A 572-nucleotide genomic window follows, 5' to 3' on the forward strand; every position below is an offset into this window, starting at 1 on the left:
CTGACCAGGGCCGAGATGCTCGACCTGATCGAAGCCCACCGCCAGGCCGTCGCGCGCGCCGAACGGATCGGTTTCGACCTGATCGAGATGCATGGCGGACATGGCTACCTCATCCACCAGTTCCTCTCGCCGCTCGCCAACCAGCGCACCGACGAGTTCGGCGGGTCGCTGGAAAACCGCATGCGCTTCCCGCTCGAGGTGTTCAAGGCGATGCGGGCGGAATGGCCCGCGCACAAGCCGATGGGCATTCGCGTGTCGGCGACCGACTGGGTCGAGGGCGGCTTCAACCCCGACGAGGCGGTCGAGTTCGCCAAGGCGCTCAAGGCGCTCGGATGCGACTTCATCGACGTCACCACCGGCGGGCTCGATCACCGTCAGCAAATTCCGCTGGCGGCCGGCTACCAGGTGCCGTTCGGCGAACGGATCCGCAAGGAAGCGGATATCCCGACCATGTCGGTCGGCCTCATCGGTGGCAGCGCCCAGCAGGCTGAAGAGATCATCGCCTCCGGCAAGGCCGATTTCGTGATGATCGGCCGCGACGCGCTCTACGACCCTCGCTGGGCATGGCACGC

Annotated in this window: 1 pseudogene; it reads left to right on the forward strand. The window is 66.6% G+C overall.

Annotation, left to right across the window (positions count from 1 at the left end):
- Window positions 1–15: 15 nt before the first annotated feature.
- Window positions 16–572: pseudogene (locus MRBLMC3_RS18725) on the forward strand (oxidoreductase); the annotation flags it as partial.

The sequence above is a fragment of the Sphingobium sp. LMC3-1-1.1 genome, from assembly GCF_040676285.1.
Taxonomy (GTDB): Bacteria; Pseudomonadota; Alphaproteobacteria; order Sphingomonadales; family Sphingomonadaceae; genus Sphingobium.